25 protein-coding genes are annotated in these 21,486 nt (G+C 30.1%); 6 read left to right on the forward strand and 19 right to left on the reverse strand.

The genetic code is table 11. From position 1 onward, the window contains the following. Window positions 1-85: 85 nt before the first annotated feature. Entirely contained in the window at window positions 86-415 is a 330-nt protein-coding gene (locus ACI48Q_RS11315) for a YmaF family protein (RefSeq protein WP_474919183.1), read from the forward strand. A 153-nt stretch (window positions 416-568) separates the two neighbouring features. Here the strand turns inward: ACI48Q_RS11315 and ACI48Q_RS11320 are convergent, their stop codons facing one another. Further along, window positions 569-778, reverse strand: a complete 210-nt coding sequence (locus ACI48Q_RS11320) for a DUF3006 domain-containing protein (protein WP_474919184.1) — start codon at window positions 776-778, stop codon at window positions 569-571. Window positions 779-1,100: 322 nt separating this feature from the next. On the opposite strand from ACI48Q_RS11320, the gene ACI48Q_RS11325 reads away from it, so the two are divergent. Together ACI48Q_RS11325 and ACI48Q_RS11330 are read left to right on the forward strand one after the other, a co-directional pair. Beyond that, entirely contained in the window at window positions 1,101-1,571 is a 471-nt protein-coding gene (locus tag ACI48Q_RS11325; protein ID WP_474919185.1) for a DUF4883 family protein, read from the forward strand. A 153-nt stretch (window positions 1,572-1,724) separates the two neighbouring features. Next, window positions 1,725-2,543 (forward strand): PHP domain-containing protein, encoded by an 819-nt coding sequence (locus tag ACI48Q_RS11330; protein WP_474919187.1) that lies wholly within the window; start codon window positions 1,725-1,727, stop codon window positions 2,541-2,543. Between the two features lie 25 nt (window positions 2,544-2,568). On the opposite strand, the gene ACI48Q_RS11335 is transcribed toward ACI48Q_RS11330, so the two are convergent. From ACI48Q_RS11335 to ACI48Q_RS11345, 3 genes are all read right to left on the reverse strand, one after another. Next, on the reverse strand, window positions 2,569-3,975 hold the full coding sequence (locus tag ACI48Q_RS11335) for an aminopeptidase (RefSeq protein WP_474919188.1): 1,407 nt from the start codon (window positions 3,973-3,975) through the stop codon (window positions 2,569-2,571). Between the two features lie 100 nt (window positions 3,976-4,075). Beyond that, window positions 4,076-4,987, reverse strand: coding sequence for an HPr(Ser) kinase/phosphatase (gene hprK / locus ACI48Q_RS11340; protein WP_474919189.1), 912 nt, complete (start codon window positions 4,985-4,987; stop codon window positions 4,076-4,078). A 51-nt stretch (window positions 4,988-5,038) separates the two neighbouring features. Then, the gene (locus ACI48Q_RS11345; RefSeq protein WP_474919190.1) at window positions 5,039-5,239 is read right to left on the reverse strand and encodes a DUF896 domain-containing protein; all 201 of its coding nucleotides are present in this window, start codon (window positions 5,237-5,239) and stop codon (window positions 5,039-5,041) included. A 306-nt stretch (window positions 5,240-5,545) separates the two neighbouring features. Between ACI48Q_RS11345 and ACI48Q_RS11350 the strand changes: the two genes are divergently transcribed. Then, window positions 5,546-5,722: an aspartyl-phosphate phosphatase Spo0E family protein gene (locus ACI48Q_RS11350; RefSeq protein ID WP_474919191.1), complete on the forward strand. Its 177-nt coding sequence runs from the start codon at window positions 5,546-5,548 to the stop codon at window positions 5,720-5,722. Window positions 5,723-5,904: 182 nt separating this feature from the next. On the opposite strand, the gene ACI48Q_RS11355 is transcribed toward ACI48Q_RS11350, so the two are convergent. Further along, window positions 5,905-6,294, reverse strand: a complete 390-nt coding sequence (locus ACI48Q_RS11355) for a hypothetical protein (protein WP_474919192.1) — start codon at window positions 6,292-6,294, stop codon at window positions 5,905-5,907. Between the two features lie 195 nt (window positions 6,295-6,489). Here ACI48Q_RS11355 and rocF point away from each other — a divergent pair, with 195 nt between their 5' ends. Then, entirely contained in the window at window positions 6,490-7,386 is an 897-nt protein-coding gene (rocF, locus tag ACI48Q_RS11360) for an arginase (protein ID WP_474919193.1), read from the forward strand. Between the two features lie 44 nt (window positions 7,387-7,430). Here rocF and ACI48Q_RS11365 read toward each other — a convergent pair whose 3' ends face one another. Further along, entirely contained in the window at window positions 7,431-8,606 is a 1,176-nt protein-coding gene (locus ACI48Q_RS11365) for an FprA family A-type flavoprotein (RefSeq protein ID WP_474919194.1), read from the reverse strand. 312 nt (window positions 8,607-8,918) lie between these two features. Here ACI48Q_RS11365 and ACI48Q_RS11370 point away from each other — a divergent pair, with 312 nt between their 5' ends. After that, window positions 8,919-9,482, forward strand: coding sequence for a CD3073 family putative ECF transporter S component (locus ACI48Q_RS11370; protein WP_474919195.1), 564 nt, complete (start codon window positions 8,919-8,921; stop codon window positions 9,480-9,482). A 46-nt stretch (window positions 9,483-9,528) separates the two neighbouring features. Here the strand turns inward: ACI48Q_RS11370 and def are convergent, their stop codons facing one another. From def to ACI48Q_RS11435, 13 genes are all read right to left on the reverse strand, one after another. Then, complete coding sequence (gene def, locus ACI48Q_RS11375; RefSeq protein ID WP_474919196.1) at window positions 9,529-9,999, reverse strand: peptide deformylase; 471 nt, start codon at window positions 9,997-9,999, stop codon at window positions 9,529-9,531. 115 nt (window positions 10,000-10,114) lie between these two features. Then, on the reverse strand, window positions 10,115-10,276 hold the full coding sequence (locus tag ACI48Q_RS11380) for a hypothetical protein (RefSeq protein WP_474919197.1): 162 nt from the start codon (window positions 10,274-10,276) through the stop codon (window positions 10,115-10,117). Window positions 10,277-10,393: 117 nt separating this feature from the next. Continuing rightward, window positions 10,394-11,035 carry a V-type ATP synthase subunit D gene (locus ACI48Q_RS11385; RefSeq protein ID WP_474919198.1) on the reverse strand — a complete coding sequence of 214 codons (642 nt, stop codon included), beginning with the start codon at window positions 11,033-11,035 and terminating at the stop codon, window positions 10,394-10,396. Between the two features lie 3 nt (window positions 11,036-11,038). Next, entirely contained in the window at window positions 11,039-12,421 is a 1,383-nt protein-coding gene (locus ACI48Q_RS11390; RefSeq protein WP_474919199.1) for a V-type ATP synthase subunit B, read from the reverse strand. Next, window positions 12,422-14,191 carry a V-type ATP synthase subunit A gene (locus tag ACI48Q_RS11395; RefSeq protein ID WP_474919200.1) on the reverse strand — a complete coding sequence of 590 codons (1,770 nt, stop codon included), beginning with the start codon at window positions 14,189-14,191 and terminating at the stop codon, window positions 12,422-12,424. Between the two features lie 17 nt (window positions 14,192-14,208). Next, window positions 14,209-14,517, reverse strand: a complete 309-nt coding sequence (locus ACI48Q_RS11400) for a V-type ATP synthase subunit F (RefSeq protein WP_474919526.1) — start codon at window positions 14,515-14,517, stop codon at window positions 14,209-14,211. Beyond that, a complete protein-coding gene (locus ACI48Q_RS11405) occupies window positions 14,510-15,511 on the reverse strand; it encodes a V-type ATP synthase subunit C (RefSeq protein WP_474919201.1) in 1,002 nt (333 codons plus the stop codon). Before ACI48Q_RS11405 ends, ACI48Q_RS11400 begins: the two co-directional genes overlap by 8 nt. A 12-nt stretch (window positions 15,512-15,523) precedes the next feature. Next, on the reverse strand, window positions 15,524-16,129 hold the full coding sequence (locus ACI48Q_RS11410) for a V-type ATP synthase subunit E (RefSeq protein WP_474919202.1): 606 nt from the start codon (window positions 16,127-16,129) through the stop codon (window positions 15,524-15,526). A 17-nt stretch (window positions 16,130-16,146) separates the two neighbouring features. Beyond that, window positions 16,147-16,620, reverse strand: a complete 474-nt coding sequence (locus tag ACI48Q_RS11415; protein ID WP_474919203.1) for a V-type ATP synthase subunit K — start codon at window positions 16,618-16,620, stop codon at window positions 16,147-16,149. 3 nt (window positions 16,621-16,623) lie between these two features. After that, complete coding sequence (locus ACI48Q_RS11420) at window positions 16,624-18,588, reverse strand: V-type ATP synthase subunit I (RefSeq protein WP_474919204.1); 1,965 nt, start codon at window positions 18,586-18,588, stop codon at window positions 16,624-16,626. Continuing rightward, on the reverse strand, window positions 18,575-18,901 hold the full coding sequence (locus ACI48Q_RS11425) for an ATPase (protein WP_474919205.1): 327 nt from the start codon (window positions 18,899-18,901) through the stop codon (window positions 18,575-18,577). Before ACI48Q_RS11425 ends, ACI48Q_RS11420 begins: the two co-directional genes overlap by 14 nt. 305 nt (window positions 18,902-19,206) lie before the next feature. Continuing rightward, a complete protein-coding gene (locus ACI48Q_RS11430) occupies window positions 19,207-20,913 on the reverse strand; it encodes a B12-binding domain-containing radical SAM protein (RefSeq protein ID WP_474919206.1) in 1,707 nt (568 codons plus the stop codon). After that, complete coding sequence (locus ACI48Q_RS11435) at window positions 20,910-21,419, reverse strand: hypothetical protein (RefSeq protein ID WP_474919207.1); 510 nt, start codon at window positions 21,417-21,419, stop codon at window positions 20,910-20,912. The genes ACI48Q_RS11430 and ACI48Q_RS11435 overlap by 4 nt, the downstream gene beginning before the upstream one ends. Window positions 21,420-21,486 lie beyond the last annotated feature (67 nt).

Genomic DNA, 21,486 nt, shown 5'->3' on the forward strand with positions numbered 1-21,486 from the left:
GTAAAACATTTTATACAACAAAGCTTCACCATTTCATCTCTATTTAGATATTATATACTATGAAAACAATGAAGGAGATGATTTTATGACTTGTCCTGAAATACAGCAACTTCATGTCCATGAATTCTTAGGTAGTACTAGGTTGGCTGAACTTGAATCAGATGATGCTCATAACCACCGTTTCGCAGGAATTAGTAGCGAAGCAATTCCTCTAGGTCAAAGTCACGTTCACCTTATAAAAACAAAAACAGACTTCTTTGATCATTTTCACCAAATTGAAGTTACAACTGGTCCTGCAATTCCTGTTGGTGATGGAAGACATGTTCACTTTGTATCTGGAACTACTACCTGTATTGATGATCATGTACATCAGTTTATTTTTGCAACCTTAATTGAAGCACCTATATTTGTATAATAGCGCTTTTTAATATATGGCAGTTTTACATCAATGATTGAGTAAGCTGCCTATTTAGATTTCACCGTTCACCTCCATCATAGATTTGTAAAGATTCATATGAAAAAATCTGAAAAATACTTAATAAAGAGTTATATGTTAAAATTAAAATATTTATTTCCACATGTCCTCTATAAGCTTTTCTACTTCTTGTCTTAATAACTTAGTCTTCTCTTCATTCACAGTATATTTTCCATTAACCCTCTCTATACAATCACCTTCTTTAACATCTTTAGGTAATTCTTCTCTTAAGATATTATGCATAGTCTTGTTTTCATCTTCGCATATAGCATATATGTGCTCAAATCGATCAATTATAAACATTACTATCACCTCTCATAGACTATTTATAATAAGATTATATACTATTATTAAGTAATATATTAAATTTTTTAATATAAATATTAAAAGTTATGTTATACTGTATGTATATAGCATTAAAGGCTAATAAATCGTTATATAAAAATCACTAAATGCCCACTTCATTATATTTTTCCTATTATTTATCCATAGGTTATAAATATTTTAAATAATTTTTCATCATGTTATACCACAGTACACTTTAAATTTAAAAAAATTCCTAAATTAATAGTACTAAAATTCCTCTTAATTTCATAGGTTATAATGAATAAAGGGGATGATAAAATTGAAAAAATATTTAAAATTAATAGCATCAATAATTATATTTACAGTAATTTTCAGTGGTTGCAATAGAGTCAAAACCTTTTTAAATGAGCCTAAACCTAGTGAAAATTTTTATACTCAATCATTACAAACTTCAATTAAAGACAATGATATAAAAAATATTTCTATCTTTTATAGAGAATTTTTCAAGGAATTTACTATACAAACTGAAAATTATGAGGATATAATAAATTTCATAACTTCTATAAAAAATGAAGATGTTATTAATAGGCCTGAGGATCTACCTGAGACCTCTAAATATAAGGTTTTTATAACTCTAAATACCTGTAAATATGTAGTCAATGTGTATAATGAAAAATATGTTAGCATATATAGCTGGGATGGAGAATTCTCTGTGGATTATGTAGACATTAGTAATATACCCCTCGCTTATAATATATATGGTCTATGTAAATACTATACTAAAGAATAAAAGTCCTTTTTGGGACTTTTTTATTAGTCCTGTAAAATGAAATTCTTATTTTATCATCTTTCACTGATTGTTCAAGCTAATAAATAGCAGCTCAATAATCATCTTAAAATTAGAATTTCTTGATTTTTAAATGACTTTTATAGGAGGTATCGCATGTATAAAACTGAATTACATTGTCATAGCACATACTCTGATGGAACCTATACTCCTAAAGAACTTATAACCCTATGTAATAAAAATAATGTACGGGTTCTTTCTTTAACAGATCACGATACTACTGAAGGTGTGGATGAAACCATTATTTTGGGAAATAGATGTAATATTAAAGTAATCCCCGGTATTGAGTTATCAACTTTAGAAAACAATGAAAGTATTCATTTATTAGGTTACTTTAAAGATGAAAGTTACAAAGAGCCATCTTTACAAAATTACCTTAAAGAGTTAAAGGATTTTAGAATATATAGAGCTAAAGAAATTTGCAAAAAATTAAAAATCCACTTTAACATTGAAATAGATTATAATAATCTAATACATAATAATGTAGTTGCAAGACCACATATTGCAAAAGAAATCATTAATAGTGGTTATGATTTCTCTCATGATTACATATTTGAAAATATAATCAATGAAGAAAGCCCTGCATATGTGGCAAACAAAAAAATCTCAACTAAACAAGGGGTTCAACTTCTTAAATCATATAATGCTGTGGTATCTTTAGCTCACCCTGTATTAATAAAAAAGTCTTCCCTGGATCATATAATATCCCTTGGAGTGGATGGATTAGAAGGTATTTACCCTAAAAATTCATCTGAAGATGAATTTAAATTTATTAATATTGCTAAAGCCCATGACCTTGTGATAACAGGAGGCTCTGATTTTCATGGCATAGCTAATGATAATTCCCATGGACTTATTGGTCAATATTCACTTACTCCAACACAATTTGATAATTTCATAAAAAAATTAGGATAATGGATTTCTCCATTATCCTATTTCTTTATATTTCTTTTAAGAAAGCTTCATATCCTCTACAAGTTTCATATATGTCAGCCTTACTAGCTATTTCCCAAGGTGCATGCATGTTATGAAGAGCTACTCCAGAATCTATAACTTCCATTCCATACTCAGCTAATATATAAGCTATAGTTCCACCGCCACCTTGATCTACTTTTCCAAGCTCAGATGTTTGCCATGATATATTATGTTTATCCATAATTCTTCTTAATTCTGCTATAAACTCTGGATTAGCATCATTGCAGCCACCTTTTCCTCTAGCACCTGTATATTTATTAAATACTATTCCTTTACCAAAGAACGCATTATTTTGCTTTTCACTTACTGATGGATAATTTGGATCAAAAGCAGCACTTACATCCGAAGATAACATCTTAGAATTAGCTAATGCTCTTCTAACTTTTAAATCACTGTATTCTCCTGATAAGTTCACAATTTCAGCAACTACATTCTCAAAGAATCTTGATTGCATACCAGTAGCACCTTGGCTTCCTACTTCTTCTTTGTCTACTAATAATGTAATGCATGTCTTATCTGTTTCTTTTATTTTCATCATTGCTTCAAAAGATGTATAAGCACATATTCTATCATCATGTCCATATGCCATAACCATAGAGCTATCTAATCCATAACTTCTAGCTCTGCCTGCTGGAACCACTTCAAGCTCAGCAGAAACGAAATCTTCCTCTGTTATACCATATCTCTCATTAAGCATTCTTAAGATATTTAACTTAACTCTATTTTTCTCTTCTTTATCTTCAATAGGCATACTTCCAACACATACATTTAAACTTTCCCCTTCAATACCCTTAGCCATAGTTTTTGCCATTTGATCTGCTGAAAGGTGAATTAATAAGTCTGATATTCCAACTACAGGGTCTTTATCGTCTTCTCCAATTACAATGTTTACACTTTGTCCATCCTTCTTAATAACAACTCCATGTATTGCCAGTGGTATAGTAACCCATTGATATTTTTTAACTCCACCATAGTAGTGTGTTTTAAGTAATGCTATATCAGAATCCTCATAAAGGGGATTTTGTTTTAAGTCTAATCTTGGAGAATCTATATGAGCTCCTAATATTTTAAATCCTTTTTCAATAGGTTCATTACCTATTAAGAATAATGCTAAAGTTTTCCCCATACAATTAGCATATACTTTATCACCTGGCTGTAGTTTTTTCCCTGATTCAATATAAGAATTTACATCCTTATAACCCTCTTTTTCAGCTAGAACTATAAACTCATCTACACATTCTCTTTCAGTTTTACATTTTGACATAAAGTCTATATATCTATCTGATAATTGAAATACATTCTCTAAATCCTCTTTAGAGTATTTATCCCAAGCTAAGGTATACTTTTTTTCTAAATTTTTTAATTTTTCCATGCCATTCCCTCCTTCTACCTACTATTCATATTGTTATTTTACTAAAAATTCACTCTAATTACAATTGATATTTTGAAAAGTATTTTTATTCCAAAATGTGTTATATGTTATTAATTTTCTCCATGCGCTTTTCAATAGTTTCCACTGCTGTTAAATTAGAAGTAGCTTTATATCTAAAATTTGCTGCTGCTGCTTCAATAATTACAGCAATATTTCTTCCTGGTTTTAATGGTAATACTATTTTTTCAATATTAACACCTAATATCTCTATATAGTCTTTATCTAATCCTAATCGATCATAATCATCTTTCCCATCCCAGTTAACTAAAGAAATTACCAGATTCACTTTCTTTGTGCTTATAATTGAGCTACTTCCATAAATAGCAGCCAAATCAATTATTCCCATACCTCTAACTTCTAACATCCCAAAGGTTATATAGGGGCACGTTCCTCTTAGATACCCATCAATTTCTTTAATATCTACAGCATCATCAGCCACTAATCTATGACCTCTTTTTATTAACTCTAAAGCTGCCTCACTTTTTCCAATTCCACTTTCCCCTGTTATCAAAATACCTATACCATATACATCTACCAGTACACCATGCATCCTAGTTTCGGGTGCCAGCTCCGACTCCAAATAATTAATTATTTTACTGACAAACCTTGTAGATTTTATATTGCTTCTTAATACTATAGCCTTATTATTTCTAGCTTCTTCTAAGAATTCATCATGTGGAATTAATCCTCTTGTTACTATTAAACAAGGTATATGGTATGAGAAATACTTTCTTAATCTTCTTACTCTAGTATCCTTATCTAAATAATCTAAATAACTCCACTCAGTTTTTCCTACAATTTGAATTCTTTCATTATCATAATACTCATAAAATCCCGCAAATTGTAACCCTGGTCTATTTATATCACTAATAGTTATTTCTGAACTTAGGTCCCCTTCTACCAATATTTCTAGATTATAATTTTTAATTAAATCTATAACTCTTACACTCATATCTATCTCCTAATACCAATATTAATTAAATATAAGTTAATAAACTAGCTATTAACTCATTTTCTTTTTATCTACCTTTTTTATCCCTTGTAATTGTGTCTTAAAATTCTTTTTAACGTTATTTATATATCTTTCTCTAAGTAATCTTTGTTCTTCTTTTTCTGAATCTGTAAGTCCTTCTTCTTGACTCTTTTTATATAAAAAATTAATTTTCTCTATTACTTCTTCTATTGACATCATATCTATGTTCATTTTATCACTCTTTCTGTATTTGGTGTTTTTTGTTGTGATTTCATCATTTATTTAATCATAGCTTAAATAAACCCTATAATTCACTTACATTTTTCCTCAAATATTGCCTCAATAAATAGTCTTATTTACCATATTATCATAGTTTGAGATAAATGGTATTTTTTTACATGTTGTTCTTTTTATAAACGTCTTATAAACTGCAATATTTTGTAAAATTTTAAACCAATTTGGCTACCGATTATGTTTAACATTTAAATTTATCTCTGATAAAATTAATGTATAATCATTGGATAGGAGTTGAAAATTATGTTACTAAAAATCAGGGTTTTAAATCAAAAAATTAAATCATTCAAAATGCTTTTACACATATTGCTAACTTTTAAAAAACCTACGGACAACTTAGTAGTATTTTGTTCTCAACAACTAGATGAGTATATAGTTCAATATCAAAAATTATCTCCACATAATAAAAAGGGAGCCTAATTAAATGATAATCCCTTTTTATCTTTTTAAGTTAATTATGTTGTAATTCTAAACTAAATATTATTTAGTAATGATAATAAATTGAAGTCCTATATATTCATCTAATATATTTCTAAACCCTTTTAATAATAGTAGCTATTATATAGATTTTCTTTGTTGTTGTTCTCTGATTTCTATCTAAATTACATCTCTAATATTAACTCATCTATGGATAGACTAAGATCTCCGGTATAAAATACAACTAAAAAGTCCATATATTCATATTGGTCTTCTGTTAATTCATAAGATAGAAGTTCATAATTCAAATCATTATCTTCACTGATTTCATCTATTATGTCCTTGACGTTATCCATAGCCATATCATTTAAATATGGTATAAAATATTCTTCATTATATTCAGGACTATCTATGTCTCCACACTCATCCTCTGCATATTCTTCTGCGCCTTCCATCTCTAGGTCATCAAAAATATATTTAAATTTTAATATTAAAGTCTCCTGGTCTTTCTTTATTTCTTCAATATCATCTAATCCATTTTCTACAATAAAGTTTATAATGTTTTTTCTGTTCAAGTTCATTCCTCCAATGTATATTACTTATTTTAATACATATAATAAATTCGATATATTATTATTATCTCCTTTAATTTTAATAATAATATCATTATAAATTAAAAATATCCTGCATTATTTTTGAAAGTTATTGTATTATTTTTATTCTCATTATATAATAATTTGTCTAATTGATTTCCAAAGGAGGATTATTAAATGAAAATAAATTTGATTGGTGTACCACTTTTTTATGGATGTGATAAAAGTGGAGTGCATCTTACCCCTGATGAATTAAGAAATAATGGTATGATCGATATTTTAAAAAAATATAATCATGAAGTTTATGATATGGGAAATTTACATGTTGAACAAGTATCTGAGGATAAAAAATTTGCTCATCATGAGAATATGAAATATATAAATGAAATTCTAGATGTAACCAATAATCTAGCTCATAGTGTATATTGTAGTTTATTATCTGGTTCATTTCCATTAATAATTGGTGGTGACCATGCTCTTGCTACCGGTTCTGCCTCAGGAGTTAGCAAATTTTATGATAATTTGGCCATTGTTTGGATTGATGCACATGGTGACATTAATACTCACCTTACATCTCCTAGTGGAAATGTTCATGGTATGCCTCTATCTGCACTTATGGGTATAGGACATGAATCATTAACAAATTTATATTTTCCTGGTACTAAAATAAAAAAAGAAAATGTTTTTATTATTGGTGCTAGAGATTTAGATGCAGGAGAATTAAAACTAATCCATGATCTAGATCTTAATGTCTATACTACTGAAGATGTAAAAAATCGTGGTATACATAATATATTAGAGGAAATCAAGGCTACATTATGTACAAATAAAGTAGATGCAGTTCATTTAAGCTATGATATAGATTCCTTAGATCCTTCTTATGCTCCTGGTACTGGAACACCTGTACCTAAAGGCTTAAATCTAGAAGAGAGCAAAGAGATTTTAAAAGTTCTATTAAATACAAGACTTGTTAAATCTATGGATTTTGTTGAGCTCAATAGTAAATTAGATAACTCAAATGAAACTTTACAAGTTTCACTTGACCTGTTAGAACATATTAGTAAATATTTATAAAGATAATTAGTGGGATGGAAATTCCCACTAATTATCTTTTATTTTTATTTCATTAAATCTAGAAAATTTTCTATAAATTTATCTGCTTTTTTAAGCTCTTCTTCACTTGGAACAAAGTTAAATTTTAATCCTTCATCTACCACCTTAAATTTTAAATCCTTAAGTCTAGAAGTCATCATTGGAACACCTTCTCCACTCCATCCAAAAGATCCAAAGGCTCCTGCTATTTTACCTCTATTTACTATAGCACTAACATGAGCTAATAAATTCCAAGCTGGCTCCACAGCATCTTGATTTATTGTAGGTGAACCCACTAATATTCCACTAGCTTTATCTACTAACTCTACAAGTTTACCTAAATCATTTTCAGTAATTTCATAAGCTTCAGCTTTTATTCCTTTTTCATTAATCTTATCTCTTAAGTATTTAGCCATGGCTTCTGTATTTCCATAGGCGGAAATATAAAATATTTGTATGTTCTTTTCTAAAATAGGTTCGTCTTTTGCCCATTGTCTATACAGATTTATATATCTCTCAATGTCATCTATATGGATAGGTCCATGACTTGGCGCTACTATGCTTTTTTCAATATTCTCTATTTTATCTAGAGCCATATTAACAAACCTTTTAAAAGGGCTCATAATTACATCATAATAGTATTTCATTTCATCTTCATAATCACCTGAACATTGATCAGTAATGCAATTAACAGGAGAATAATGGCATCCCATAACATCACAAGTAAATAATATCTTATCTTCTATTTCATAAGTAAATATGGTATCAGGCCAATGTAAGTTAGGAGCTGAAATAAATTTTAATGTTTTACTTCCTAAAGATAGTTCTCCATCTGCTGGCATACTGTTAAATTCTCTATTTAAAATTCCTCCTAAATATTTAATAGCAGCTTTAGATGCTACTACTGTTGCCTCTGGATATGCTTCTAATAAATCCTTTAACGAACCACTATGGTCAAGCTCTGTATGTTGTACAACTATATAATCTACCTTTTTATCTCCTATTATAGATTTAATGTTAGTTATATACTCCTCAAAGTATCCATCCTTTACACTATCTATAATTGCTACTTTATCATCATTTATAAGGTATGAATTATATGTGGTTCCCCTTTTAGTTTCCATAATTATGTCAAACACTCTTAATTCTGGGTTAAATACTCCAACCCAGTAAACATCTTTTTTTAATTCAGTTACTTTCATTTGCTTAATCCCTCCATCTATTTACTTAATAATATAAAATATAACATATTTATATTATACCTATATTACCAAAAACACCATATTAAAGTGAAGATTTATCAATTAAAAACACATTAAAAACACAACTACTCTATAATTACAAATTTAGATGAAATTATTCTTGTCAATTTGATTATATCAAAACTAAGTTAAGTAAAGTTTCTATTGTAAATTTCTATAAATACCATTTTCAGTATTTGAAACTACTATTGTACAAGAGTCACTATGGTTAATTATAATTTAGATGAAATTATATGATGAGGAGTGATTCTATTGAAAACAAAACAACTTACATTTAGTGCACTTTGTATAGTAATAAATATTGTATTGGGTCTAATTATGGGAATAATTCAAATTCCATTATTATTTCTTGATACTGTAGGTACTGTTTTAGGTGCTGCTTTATTTGGACCATTATATGGTGCAATTATCGGTGGAACTACAAATTTAGTTTTAGGAGTTATTTCAAGTCCAACTAATATTCCTTTTGCATTAGTAAATATTGCTGTAGGTATTTTAATAGGATTTGTATCAAAAAAGTATAAATTTAACTTTAAACAAGCTATTATATGTGGATTGATTTTATCAATACTTTGCCCTCTTATCGGCACTCCAATTTCCATTTTACTATTCGGTGGTCTTAGTGGCAGTGGTGCTGATTTATTAATTGCTTGGATGACTCAAGTTGGAAACAGTATCTTTGCCTCTGCCTTTTTCCCTAGAATAGCTAGTAACATTGTTGATAAAACTCTTACTTGCTTACTAGTTGTATTAATAATTCAAAAAATACCTAAAAATCTAATAAGAGATTTTAACAATGCAAATATAGAATCTTAATAAATTGCCAAGAACTCCAATTTCATATAAAGTTCTTGGCTTTTTACTATTCCTCTACTAATTCATACATTTCTTCTGCTTTAGACATATACATTATTCCTTCTAAATGATCTATTTCATGACAAAAACATCTTGCCATAAAATCCTGAGCCTCATATCTAACACCTTTGCCCTCTTCATTTAGAGCCTCTACTACTACTCTTACTGGCCTTTCAACAAGCCCTTCATGATCTACATAACTTAAGCATCCCTCATAGTCCTTTATAGTTTCTTTAGAGGCTTCTACAATCCTAGGATTTATAAGTATAATTGGATCGTCTCCCATTCTTAAGTCTATATATACAATCCTTTTATTTACAGCTATCTGTGGTGCTGCTAAACCAACACCTTCTACTGTAGCTAAGGTATCTTTTAAATCTTGAATTAAATTTCTTATTTCATCATTTACTTCTGTTATTGGTTCACAAACTTTATCTAAATGTTCATCTCCAAATTGAACAATTTTTCTAACTGCCATTTAAAAATCTCCCTCCAAAATCAAATATATTTCTATTAAACCATATTCACAGAAAATTTTCATCCCTTTTAAGACAAAAATTCTACTGTAATTTTAATCACAGTAGAATTTTCTATCATTTTATCAAACTATTCATCTTTGGAGTTATATCATTTTTTTCAATTCTTTTTAAATCCTTAAGCCTCAAATTAGTTTCATCCATTATTTTATTCCAATCTTCGCCATCTATGAGCATCTGTTTTGCAATTCCATATAATTCTTCCTTTGTCTTCTCCATAAGTATCTCTCCTAATCATATTTTAGCATTAGTTTATGCACTATACAAAATTCTATACAAAATTATAAGAGTGTTAAAATACTTTTATTTGTATCTTAACACTCTTATTTCAGAAAACTAAGCTTTTTGCTCTAACATAGACTTAACTTTCATAAGTCTTGTCAATGCACCTCTCTCATTTTCATCTAGCTTCATTCTTATATATTTTATAGTTTCTTGTAACTGCGGAATTGTCATATATTCAAGTGCATTAACCCTTCTTCTCGTCTTTTCAATTTCATCAGCCATCAATTGACAAGATTTCTCTACCTCAGCTAATTCTAATAATTTAGGAAGTATAGAATAGAGTTGCTCTATGGATTTATCCAATTCTGAGGAAGTGCTATAGAATCCATAAGGATATATACTTCCAGGATCACTTTCTAGCTTCCTCACAAAATTCATTACAGGTACATTAACACTCATAACATTTTTTTGAGACAGCTCTACAGAGATATTTTCCTTTGGAAAGCATATAGCCTCTTCTAGAAACTCTGGAGAAATTGCAGCTGACGCCATTAAGAAGTCTTTAAAGGCTCCTTGAAGCTTATCTTCTACTTCTCCTCTCAATTTATTGTTATATTTTACAAGTTCAATAAATCTTCTCATAAGCTCATCTTGTTTATCTTTTAATAACTTATGCCCTCTAGTTGCTGTTACCAACCTTTTTTTTAGCTTCGAAAGTTCCATTCTAGTAGGATTGACATTTAATCTTGCCATATTCTACTCTTCATCTCCCTTTGACATATACTTCTCAAGGTATTCATCTCTTATTCTCTTAAGCTCTGTTCTTGGAAGAATTTCAAGTAGTTTCCATCCTAATGCCAATGTTTCTTCTATGGTTCTATTAGCATTAAAGCCTTGTGAAACGTATTGATTCTCAAAAGCTTCAGCAAACTTAGCAAATTTCTTATCAGTATCTGAAAGAGCTGATTCCCCTAATATAGCTGATAATTCTTTTGCTTGCTTACCTTGTGCATATGCTGAGAATAATTGATTCATGGTATCTGCATGATCTTCTCTTGTCTTACCTTTACCTATACCTTTATCCTTAAGTCTTGATAGTGATGGTAACACATCTATAGGAGGCATAATTCCCTTTTGATATAATTCTCTTGAAAGTATTATTTGACCCTCTGTAATATATCCAGTTAAGTCTGGAATCGGATGAGTCTTATCATCCTCTGGCATAGTTAATATTGGTATTTGAGTGATGGAACCTTCTTTTCCTTTTAATCTACCTGCTCTTTCATATAACGTTGAAAGGTCCGTATATAGGTATCCTGGATATCCACGTCTTCCAGGAACCTCTTTTCTAGCAGCAGATACTTCTCTTAAGGCCTCTGCATAGTTTGTAATATCTGTCATTATAACAAGAACGTGCATTCCTATTTCATAAGCTAAATACTCAGCTGTAGTTAATGCCATTCTTGGTGTAGCTATTCTTTCTATTGCTGGGTCAGATGCTAAGTTCATAAATAGAACTGATTTATCTATAGCACCAGTCTTTTTAAATTCATCTACGAAGAATTGAGCTTCTTCGAAGGTAATACCTATAGCTGCAAAAACAACTGCAAACTTAGAATCGGAATTCAAAACTTTCGCTTGTCTTGCAATTTGGGCTGCCAATTGAGCATGAGGGAGACCTGAACCTGAGAACACAGGTAATTTTTGTCCCCTAACTAAGGTGTTAAGCCCATCGATAGCTGATATTCCTGTCTGAATAAACTCTGATGGATAATCTCTAGAAACCGGATTTATCGCCTCTCCATTTATGTCTAATCTTTTTTCTGGTATAATGTTAGGACCATCATCTGCTGGTTTACCCATACCATCAAAAACTCTTCCTAACATATCCTCAGACACTCCAAGTTCAAGAGGTCTTCCTAAAAACTTAGCCTTTGTTCCCTTTAAATTTATGCCAGAAGAACCTTCGAAAAGCTGAACCATAGCTCTTGATCCATTAACCTCTAAAACCTTACCTCTTCTCTTTTCCCCTGTTTGAAGTTCAACTTCAACCAATTCATCATATTTAACTCCTGCAACGCCCTCAACTACCATTAAAGGACCCACAACCTCTGTTACTGTTCTATACTCCTTAAGCATTTAGAGAACCCCTCCTTCACTGATTAACTTATCAGTTTCAGCTCTTAATTCATCAGCGATATCATCCATAGTATTGATATCTTTTTCAGGTATATACTTACTTCTTGCGATTTTATCTCTAACTTTTAAGGATAATATTTTATCTAAGTATACTCCAGCTTCTAAAGCTTTTTCAGCTTCTTTCCTAAATAATAAAATTAGCTTTAACATTCTGTATTGTTTATCTAAGGAAGCATATGTATCAACATCATGGAAAGCATTTTGTTGAAGATAATCTTCTCTTATTGATTTTGATACTTCTAATTTTAATCTATCTCTTTCAGATAAAGCATCTATACCTACAAGTCTAACTATTTCTTCTAAACTTGATTCCTCTTGTAATAATGTCATTGCTTCCATTCTCAAAGAGGACCAGTCAGATGCAACTTCTTCATCCATCCATTGTCCCATACTATCTAGGTATAATGAATAAGAGTTTAACCAGTTAATTGATGGAAAGTGTCTTTTATATGCAAGTTGAGCATCAAGTCCCCAGAAAACTTTAACAATTCTTAAAGTAGATTGAGTAACTGGTTCTGATAAGTCTCCCCCTGGTGGAGATACTGCTCCAATTGCTGTAACTGCACCCTCTCTACCATCCTTACCTAAACATATAACTTTTCCTGCTCTTTCATAGTAGTCTGCTAGTCTAGACCCTAAATATGCTGGATATCCTTCATCTCCTGGCATCTCCTCAAGTCTTCCTGACATCTCTCTTAGTGCTTCTGCCCATCTTGATGTAGAATCAGCCATGATTGAAACTGAATATCCCATGTCTCTGAAATATTCTGCAATAGTTATACCTGTATATATACAAGCTTCTCTAGCTGCAACTGGCATATTAGATGTATTGGCTATAAGCACTGTTCTCTTCATTAAGCTTTCACCCGTTTTCGGATCTTTTAATTCAGGGAACTCGTTAAGAACATCTGTCATTTCGTTTCCACGCTCTCCACAACCAACATAAACCACTATTTCAGTATCTCCCCATTTAGCAATCTGGTGTTGAACTACAGTTTTCCCAGCTCCGAAAGGTCCTGGTACTGCAGCAGCTCCCCCTTTTGCCACAGGGAAAAATGTGTCAATAACTCTTTGGCCTGTAGTCATAGGCTCAATAGGCTTTAATTTAGTCTTAAATGGTCTTCCTTTTCTTGCTGGCCACTTTTGTAGCATAGTAAGTTCTTTATCACCATTCTCAGTCTCTACTATAGCAACAACTTCTTCTATAGTAAATTCTCCTGATTTAATTTCTTTGATTTTACCATTAACACCATAAGGAATCATTATTTTGTGAAGCACTACTGCGGTCTCTTGAACTGTACCTATAACATCCCCTGCTACTACTTCACTTCCTACTTCCACTGTAGGTTTGAACTCCCATCTTTTATTCCTATTTAATGATTTAACAGAAATACCTTTCTTTAAAAAGGATGAATTTGATGCTTCTCTCAATGCATTAAGAGGTCTTTGTATTCCATCAAACATTGCTTCTATTAATCCTGGTCCTAATTCTATGCTTAGTGGTTCTCCAGTAGTAACCACTGGGTCTCCTGGTCCTATACCTGATGTTTCTTCGTAAACCTGTATTGATGCCTTATCCCCTCTCATCTCTATGATTTCTCCAATAAGGCCTTTTTCTCCAACTTTTACAACATCATATATATTAGCTTCATCCATGTCCATAGCTACAACTAATGGACCCGATACTTTAACAATTGTACCACTCTTCAAGTTTCTTACCTACCTTTCTATAAGATGTTAACACCTACAGCTTTCTCAACATTATCATTTATTCTTTGTTTTCCAATATTTAATGTACCTTGATTACTAGGTATTAAGATTATGGCTGGTATCATCTTCCTATTATATCTTTCAATAGTTTCTCCCAAATGCTGAGCTAGCTGTTCTGTCAAAAATATTACAGCATAGTTCTCAAAGGCCATTTTATCAACTGTTTTCCTTGCTTCCTCACTATCTACCACAGGATAAACATCAATTCCCAGTGCCTTAAATGCTAATATGGAGTCCTTGTCGCCTACTACTCCTACCTTATACATATAATTCACGCACCCTTCCCCTTATAATATCTGCAGGTACATTATTTATTTTTCCTACTATTATAATTCTGATTACTTTTATCTCTGTTTCTCTAGCGAGTATATATGCAATTATAGGCTCTGGTCCAAAATTAATTCTTTTTATTTCTTTAGCATGATTCATTATATAATCATCAAAAAGTCTATCAAGTGCTGAAATATCTTCTTTATTGGAATATTCTTCCAATATTGAAGATAATACTTCTGAATAAGCAGTTTTAGAAATATTAGCTATGAATGCTTCTAGCGTATCATTTAATCCGTATAAAAGAATATTTTCCTCAATGGTTCCGCCTTTCAATAGCACAGTTTCTAAAAATTTAGGATCTTTTTTTTGTTTTTTAACTCTTAACATAGTTTTTATATTTGTTATATCAATTGACTGCTTAACATATTGTGATATAAAATCAATATTCATTTCTGATGCTCTATTAAACATATCCTCAAACATGTACTTATCAAGTATAATATCTATAACTTGAGAGTCCTTAGACTTATTAAATTCATCCTCAGCCCTTAAGATACCTTCACCCATTATACTATTAAGAGCTTTTAAATCACCAGTTGTCACACTTACCTTTAGAACATCTATTGGTATAGTTCCACATGGTATTATCATAAAAGAAAAGTCTTTGTCTAAAAACTTTTCTTTTATTAAAACCTTAATATTGTGATAATCATATTTTAAAGTCATAATATTAACTACTGACTTTTCAGGAGATATTATATACATGTTCTTGTATAAATTTCTTAATTCTTCCTTAAGAAATTTTTCGTATTCATGAACAGATTTTGTATTGCTAATGCTTTCTCCATAAGCGGTTTCTTGTAATATTTTAAGAGCTTCTTGTGGAGTTTCACTATCAATTAATCTTTCAATTCTTACTTTGTCAAGGAGTCTTTTTTCCATAACTCTTAAACGAGCCACAGCATGGTTAAAATCCATTCTGTCCATATGCATACCTCCTTAGTTATCTTCAAATAATATTCTACTAACCTCATATTCGAGTTCTTCTCTTAAAGATTCTACTAATGAATTAAAAGAATTGTTGATTTCTATGCCGTTTTTACTTAAGATAAATCCACCTTCTATATCTATTTTCCTTTGTCCATAGACCATCGTTCCACTTTTCCCTATAGCCTTTAAACTACTGTTTAACTCTTCAAGAAAATTTGCTGGTAATTTAGCTCTATCTTTACTGCTTATTAATATCTCTTCATCTCCCTCTATATCTAGGGATAGAATAGCATTAGTTATAAATTCTCTAAAATCTTCTAACTTCATATTATTAAGTCTTTGCTGTGCTAAATTAAATACTTTAGTTATAATATCTTGCTTAGATTTTAATTTTTTATTTCTCATTTCTAATTCAGTTTTTGATAGTATTCTATCTATAATAGTTTTTGCTTCTAAATTTGCACTATCTAAGATTACTTGTGAAGCCTCTTCTGCTGTCTCAGTTTTCTTCTTTACAAGAACTGATTCTTTATTCCTAGCTTCGTTTAATATTTCCTCTGCCTTAACTTTTGCATCCTTTATAATCTTAGAAGTCATGTTATCTAGGTTAGACATATAATTCACTTCCTTAATTAAAAGTTAGCATTCATTACTAGTAGTAGAGACATAACAAAACCTAATAGTGCATAAGTCTCAACCATAACTGCTAATATGATAGCTTTAGTATTGTGTTCAGGTCTCTTAGCTAATATTTGTATTCCTGCTGTAGCTGTTCTAGCTTGAGAAATTGCTGATTTCCATCCAGTAAACGCTATTGGTAAGCAAGCCATAAATAAGTATCCACCATTAGCTAGTGACATGCCTGCCGCTAATTGTAAGGAAACTAAAAGTCCAATAACAAAACCATAAAGTCCTTGAGTACCTGGTAATAATTGAAGAATAAGAACTTTACCAAATTTTTCTGGTTCCTCTGCTAACAGTCCTGTTGCTGCTTCTCCAACCATTCCAACACCTCTAGCTGAACCAATACCTGGTAATACAACTGCTAATACAACTCCTATGGCACCTAAAATTATTCCACTTTGATTTAATACAAACTCTAACATAAATTATTCCTCCTCATTTTTAACCTTTACTATTTTAAAATATTGTGAATTGTATTTCAAAGGCGCAAATGCCTTTCCTCCACCTTCATAAAACTTTCCAAAGTACTCTAAATATTGCAGTCTGCTTGTATGCACATAGGACCCTAATGCGTTTATAAATAAATTGAATGTGTGACCTACAATAAATATTAGAGCTCCAAATATAAGAGTAAGTAGTGATGAAGATACCATATCAGTCATTACATTAAATGCATAACTAATGAATCCAGTCGCTAAACCAAGTGCAGCTAGTCTAGTATAAGAAACTAAATCTCCAACATAGGATGTAATTCCATAAAGTGAGTAAAATCCAGTTCCAAGTTTAGCTCCTATGGATTTTTCATTCCTACCATGTGTCGCAACAATAAGCACCATTCCTGATAATGTCATTATCTTTGCAATAGTTATCACTATATTTGGCAGGGATAACCCAAAGGCTGATAATACCCATAAAATAGAACCTGTCAAAGTAATATACCAGAGCCCTGAATCCCACACTGCTCCCATAGGATCTCCATCTCTTACAAGCATATATGCCTTAATTCCAAGACCAACATATATTTGCACTAGCCCCATGGCTACAGAAACAATCATAAGTAAACTAACATTCGCATCTGGTTTCATCCAAATTGCTGGGATTAGCTCTTCTCCAAAATAACTTCCATAAAGTGCTCCCCATAGGACAGTTGATATACTTAAGAAAAAGAACATCTTTACAGTTTTCCTCATGCTCTCATCTAAATTAAAGGATTTTAATGCTATAAGTGTACCTATAAACATGACAACTCCATAACCTGCATCTGATAGCATCATTCCAAAAAATAGTATATAGAATGGTGCAAACAGAGGTGTAGGATCTATCTCCCTGTACTTAGGAACACTATACATAGCTGTAATTGGTTCAAAGGCTTCAAATACTGTATTATTTCTTAATTTAACAGGTATATCATCCCCTTGTGCCTCTTCTGATTCTAAATAATAATTTTCCTTCAAAGTAGAATTGACTATTTTAGCAAAACTATCATGTACTTCACTAGGGTAATATCCTTCAATAACCATTATGTTGTCACTGTTTAAGAAGTTCTCTGAAGATTTGAGTCTTAATAACTTATTAGTAAAATATTCATATATTAACTTGAACTCCTCTAAATTATTAATTAGGTCTTTTATACCTTTAACTATTTCTTCATTTGCCTTTTTCAAAGCAGATATTTCTTCTTCATAACCATCTATAACCTTTGCTGGCACATCATCACAAGTTATGTTTGCTCTTGTAAAGCTATTTCCCTTTAAAATCTGTTCCGCAGAAACTACATCTTCTTCTTGCACTAGAAGCAGTAAATTTGTATCCTTACCATTAGTACTTATAATTTCTAAATAATAATCCTTAACACTACCACTTATTTCTTCCTTAAATCTATCAATAAGAGCATTAGGAATTGACCCTAAAAATGATTTTACCATATTTAGGGAATTAATGTTGCTTATAGATGCATCTAACTTAATCCACGGTTTTAGTTCATCAACATTTCCTTTAATCTTAGAAATATTATTATTATTCCTTGTGATCTCATTATCATCTTTCTTTAATTCACTATACACGCTTTTCCAATTAGATTTTTTAAAAATATTCTCTAACACATCATAGGTAAAAAGTTTTTTACCTTCTTTCAAAGCTTTTAATGCATTAGGTTTATCATTAAATTTTTCTAGAAGTTCAATTACAAATTTAACCTTTGAAACCTCACCTTCGATTTCAGATATTTCAATACTTGCACTATGTCTTTTTAATTTACCATAAGTTTTTATATCCTCATTACTAAAATCAACAAACTCTACATTCTCTAAGGTTTGCAAGTTTTCAAGTAACATGTTTCTTTGAAAATCAAAGGCTAAAAGCGTAAATTTATTCATCTTAACTATTGCCATTGAAATTCACTATCCTTTCAATCACTAGATTCACAGCTAAATCAATCTTTTCTTCAGGTATATTCAATATCTTATTTATCTCTGCCTCTCCCACACTCAAAATAGGTTTCACTTTTGATTGTCCCTCTAATAGTGCATTTTCTTTTATATCTTTACTCTTTACTGTAGCTGCATTTACTATATCTTGGTATTCTTTCTGTGCTCTTAATTCTGCATTCTTTACTATAGTTTTACTTTCCTCCACTGCTTTTTCAATTATTCTCTTTGCAGTTTCTTCTGCCATTTGAATTTTATTAATTGCTTCTATCGCCAAATTCTCACCACCTTTTATCAATTACACCAATATTTTCACTTATATTTTACCACAAAATGAAGTTAATTGTAACACATAAATCATTTTTCTATATATTTTATACTTTTCCAAAAATCTAATTTTATTATAAAGAGCTATTAAATACCTTTATACATATTTTTTTTAACTCTTTAGTAAATTATATATTATTTTATTATATCAGTTTTTTCTCTTTATTCAAGGTCCACATGACCCCTATAATAAAATTAACAATTTATAAATATAAATTGTTAATTTTACTTATTATTATTATTATGTAATATTATTTAATCATTTATTATACTTTTTAAAAACATTTTTTTGTTTATATGTTTTTTATCAAACAATATAAAGTTTTCACAATTAACAACATTTTTATTGTTAATAAATTCCTGCATGTCTATCATAAATTTGAATATGGCTACTTGAGAAGTGTTATCAATATATTTTTCTTCTTGTAACTTGCTTTTAATATTCTTTTCCATAGATTTATCCATATTTTCTTTCATGAATTCTGGAATTCCTCTCTTATTGTTAAAACATAAATAATCATATTTTATTATGTCTCGTAGCACTAACTCATTTCCCTTTACTACCTCTTTATTAAATTCCATGAACAACTCATAATAGGTATTAGATGAAATATTTCTAGCAAAATATCCCTTCCACTCAAAGAATCTAGAAAGTTCATAATAAAAATCAAAGGGTTCTGCAAATACATTGCTACATAAAAAGAATTTAAGAATGTTGTTAAATTTACCGCTATTTAAATACTTATCTACCATATGTTCTACTTTCTTTAGTCTTATTAATTCCTCATAAGTTATATCTTTAGTTTTTAAAACTTCATAAGGTGGATAAGGAGAATATACTATACCCCACTTATCACTTTCATCTCGCATCTGTGATCCTTTTAATAACTTCAAAAATCCTAATTGAAGCTCTTCAGGTTCTATTTTATATACATCATTAAAGGATTTTTTAAAGGATTCATAGTTCTCTCCTGGAAGTCCTGCTATTAAATCTAAATGCTGCTTTATGTTGTTTAACTCATTGAGTTCTCTCACTTTTTTACTAATATCAGAAAATTTTATAGTCCTATTAATGCTTTTTAGAACTTCTTCATTGGTGCTCTGAACACCTATCTCAAATTGGAACATGTCCTTTGGAGCTCTTTTTAATATTTCTATAGATTCAATACTTAGCAGATCTGCAGATATTTCAAAGTGAAAGGTAGTTTCTCCTCCTTCAGCTATTAAAAATTCCCATATGGCATTAGCAAAAACTTTATTACAGTTAAAAGTTCTATCTACAAACTTAACTAATGAAACCCCTTTCTCTATAAAAAATTTCAATTCCTTCCTTACTCTATTTATGTCTAAAAATCTAACTCCATGTATAGTTGATGATAAACAATATTTGCAATTGAAAGGACATCCTCTAGACCCTTCATAGTATACTATCTTATTATCTAAATTTTCATCCTCATCATAGGGAAATATTATATTATTCATATTCATTAAAGAACGCTTTCCACCATATGATATATTATTTTTTCTTTTTATATATATTCCCGTTATACTCTCTATAATTTCTCCATTGTTAATTTCTTTCAACTTATTAATAATAAGTTCTCTATAGCTTTCTTCTCCCTCGCCCTCTATTACATATTCTCCAACATTAGTACTTAAAAACTCTTTAGGATTATAAGTTACTTCCGGACCTCCATATGCTATTTCTATATCCGGATTAACTAATTTTATTAAATTAGCTAACTGTATAATGAAATCTATATTCCATATATAACAAGAAAAACCTATGAAATTAGGTTTTTCTTGTAATAACTCCTCTACTACTCTCTCTACCCTATCGTTTATAGAAAACTCCATATTTTTACATGTGTAATTTAGATCCTCAGTATATGCCTTTAAGTACCTTATTGCTAAATTACTATGAACAAACTTAGAATTAACTCCAACTAAAATAACCTTCATATGCTTACTTCCTTCCTTTTGCAAATAATACTGTAAACCTCATTACAACTTCTAGCTTCAATAATAGTAAAATAAGAGGTTAACATATCTATTATTTTATTTTTTGTGTTATTTGTAAATAGATTATAAGAATTTATTTTAATATCTTTAAAAGATTTATCTGGTAACCCTATCCTAACATCCTTTGATATTATAGAAAATGGTTTTTTATCTATATCCCAAATATAAATATATCCATTTTTCTTCATTGCTCTACTAATATCTAATAATAATCTTTTTTTCTTTCTAGAAGTGATTATACTATTTAATGAAAAAAACATTACACAACTATCATAATAATCTTCATATAGACTATTGTTTCTCAAATTGCTATCTATATAGTCTACATCCTCATCATCATCTTGTTGCTTATAGAGGCTATATATAACACCTTCTTTACCACTTGTTATATCTAATATATTGCCATTAAATTTTTCTTTCTCAAAGCTTAAAAAAATCTTTTCCATTTCTGCAATCCCCCATTTGTAAATATTTTCCATTATTTATTCTTCACCTCCACTCTAATTCCTCTCA

It is taken from the genome of Clostridium sp. LXY-7, assembly GCF_056172015.1.

Excerpts from the sequence above, each read along its gene's own strand:
- ACI48Q_RS11315 (WP_474919183.1), top strand. The coding sequence starts at position 86 with ATGACTTGTCCTGAAATACAGCAACTTCATGTCCATGAATTCTTAGGT.
- ACI48Q_RS11320 (WP_474919184.1), bottom strand. The coding sequence starts at position 778 with ATGTTTATAATTGATCGATTTGAGCACATATATGCTATATGCGAAGAT.
- ACI48Q_RS11330 (WP_474919187.1), top strand. The coding sequence starts at position 1,725 with ATGTATAAAACTGAATTACATTGTCATAGCACATACTCTGATGGAACC.
- ACI48Q_RS11335 (WP_474919188.1), bottom strand. The coding sequence starts at position 3,975 with ATGGAAAAATTAAAAAATTTAGAAAAAAAGTATACCTTAGCTTGGGAT.
- hprK (WP_474919189.1), bottom strand. The coding sequence starts at position 4,987 with ATGAGTGTAAGAGTTATAGATTTAATTAAAAATTATAATCTAGAAATA.
- ACI48Q_RS11345 (WP_474919190.1), bottom strand. The coding sequence starts at position 5,239 with ATGAACATAGATATGATGTCAATAGAAGAAGTAATAGAGAAAATTAAT.
- ACI48Q_RS11350 (WP_474919191.1), top strand. The coding sequence starts at position 5,546 with ATGTTACTAAAAATCAGGGTTTTAAATCAAAAAATTAAATCATTCAAA.
- rocF (WP_474919193.1), top strand. The coding sequence starts at position 6,490 with ATGAAAATAAATTTGATTGGTGTACCACTTTTTTATGGATGTGATAAA.
- ACI48Q_RS11365 (WP_474919194.1), bottom strand. The coding sequence starts at position 8,606 with ATGAAAGTAACTGAATTAAAAAAAGATGTTTACTGGGTTGGAGTATTT.
- def (WP_474919196.1), bottom strand. The coding sequence starts at position 9,999 with ATGGCAGTTAGAAAAATTGTTCAATTTGGAGATGAACATTTAGATAAA.
- ACI48Q_RS11380 (WP_474919197.1), bottom strand. The coding sequence starts at position 10,276 with ATGGAGAAGACAAAGGAAGAATTATATGGAATTGCAAAACAGATGCTC.
- ACI48Q_RS11385 (WP_474919198.1), bottom strand. The coding sequence starts at position 11,035 with ATGGCAAGATTAAATGTCAATCCTACTAGAATGGAACTTTCGAAGCTA.
- ACI48Q_RS11390 (WP_474919199.1), bottom strand. The coding sequence starts at position 12,421 with ATGCTTAAGGAGTATAGAACAGTAACAGAGGTTGTGGGTCCTTTAATG.
- ACI48Q_RS11400 (WP_474919526.1), bottom strand. The coding sequence starts at position 14,517 with ATGTATAAGGTAGGAGTAGTAGGCGACAAGGACTCCATATTAGCATTT.
- ACI48Q_RS11405 (WP_474919201.1), bottom strand. The coding sequence starts at position 15,511 with ATGGACAGAATGGATTTTAACCATGCTGTGGCTCGTTTAAGAGTTATG.
- ACI48Q_RS11410 (WP_474919202.1), bottom strand. The coding sequence starts at position 16,129 with ATGTCTAACCTAGATAACATGACTTCTAAGATTATAAAGGATGCAAAA.
- ACI48Q_RS11415 (WP_474919203.1), bottom strand. The coding sequence starts at position 16,620 with ATGTTAGAGTTTGTATTAAATCAAAGTGGAATAATTTTAGGTGCCATA.
- ACI48Q_RS11420 (WP_474919204.1), bottom strand. The coding sequence starts at position 18,588 with ATGGCAATAGTTAAGATGAATAAATTTACGCTTTTAGCCTTTGATTTT.
- ACI48Q_RS11430 (WP_474919206.1), bottom strand. The coding sequence starts at position 20,913 with ATGAAGGTTATTTTAGTTGGAGTTAATTCTAAGTTTGTTCATAGTAAT.
- ACI48Q_RS11435 (WP_474919207.1), bottom strand. The coding sequence starts at position 21,419 with ATGGAAAAGATTTTTTTAAGCTTTGAGAAAGAAAAATTTAATGGCAAT.